Raw genomic sequence first — 1437 nt, forward strand, 5'->3', positions numbered from 1 at the left:
GAACCGGAGCCTGCGTTCGCGCCGATGGTTATCGAAGAGTTAACCGACCGTACGGTGGGAGCCGGGGACGCAACGGTTGAGATCGTCTGCGGTGATGTGGTGATCCGGCTGGACGGGGCGACCCCGGCGGCACGGATTGCAGAGATTGTGCGGGCACTCGGGGCATGATCTTCCCGTCGAACCGGGTACGGATCGTCGTGGCGACGAAGCCGGTGGACTTCCGGAAAGGCCATGACGGGCTGACGGCGCTGGTGAAGAACGAGTTGCGCAAGGAGCCGTTCACTGGGACGGTGTTTGTGTTCCGCGCCAAGCGGGCCGACCGGTTGAAGATGCTCTATTGGGACGGCACCGGCCTGGTGATGACCTACAAGCGGCTGGAGGAAACGACATTTACCTGGCCGGCGATCCGGGACGGCCTGATGTCGCTCAATCATGCCCAGTTCGAGGCGCTGTTTGCGGGGCTGGATTGGCGGAAAGTGAAGGCGCTGGCGGCGCGTCCGCCGTCTGCGGCAGAGTGACTCGGGACGGCATTTGAGCGGGTAACCGGATGCCGGATTTGGTAGACCCCGGCCATGTTGAACGCGGCCGATCTTCCCGATGACATCGATACGTTGAAGGCGATGATCCTGGCCGCAGAGGGGCGCGAGGAGCGCCACGTCGAACGTATCGCGCAACTGGAAAAGCTGCTGGCCGACGTCAAACGCGCGCTGTTCGGGCGCAAATCCGAGAGGGCTGATCCGGATCAGTTCGAGCTGGCGCTGGAAGACATCGAAACGGCGGTTGAGAGCCTCCAGGCCGCCAAGAGGCCGCCGAAGAGGCCGCCGAAGAGGCCGCCGAAGAGGCCGACGAGCGGCAGGTTGCTGGCAAACCCCGCCCGCGCAAGGCCAACCGGGGATCGCTGCCGAAGCATCTGCCGCGTATCGAGGAGGTGATCGAACCGGAACGCACGGTCTGCGATTGCGGCCATGAGCGCCACATCATCGGCTGTGATGTCAGTGAGCGGCTGGATATCGTTCCGGCGCAGTTCCGGGTGATCGTCACACGGCGTCCGAAGTATGCCTGCCGCTCCTGCGAGGGCAGGATCGTCCAGGCCCCGGCACCCGCGCACCTGATCCCCGGCGGCATGCCGACGGAGGCCACGGTGGCGCATGTCATCGTGTCCAAATACGCCGACCACCTTCCCCTGTACCGGCAGGCCCAGATCTACAGCCGCCAAGGCATCGATCTCGACCGCTCGACGCTGGCAGCCTGGGCCGGACGCGCGGCGTTTGAACTCAAACCCGTCTATGACGCGCTGCTGGCGAACCTGAAGCGGTCCACGAAGCTGTTCATGGACGAGACCAGGGCGCCGGTGCTGGACCCGGGGCGACGGAAGACCAAGACCGGCTACTTCTGGGCCTTGGCTCGCGATGACCGGTCCTGGGGTGGGGACGACCC

1 protein-coding gene and 1 pseudogene are annotated in these 1437 nt (G+C 65.2%); both read left to right on the top strand.

From position 1 onward, the window contains the following. Window positions 1-164: 164 nt before the first annotated feature. Window positions 165-518 (top strand): IS66 family insertion sequence element accessory protein TnpB, encoded by a 354-nt coding sequence (tnpB, locus tag C4S70_RS18365; protein ID WP_146064277.1) that lies wholly within the window; start codon window positions 165-167, stop codon window positions 516-518. 54 nt (window positions 519-572) lie between these two features. Further along, window positions 573-1437, top strand: a pseudogene (tnpC, locus tag C4S70_RS18370) (IS66 family transposase); the annotation flags it as partial.

The sequence above is a fragment of the Jhaorihella thermophila genome (genome assembly GCF_900108275.1).
Lineage (GTDB): Bacteria > Pseudomonadota > Alphaproteobacteria > Rhodobacterales > Rhodobacteraceae > Jhaorihella > Jhaorihella thermophila.

Excerpts from the sequence above, each read along its gene's own strand:
- tnpB (WP_146064277.1), top strand. The coding sequence starts at position 165 with ATGATCTTCCCGTCGAACCGGGTACGGATCGTCGTGGCGACGAAGCCG.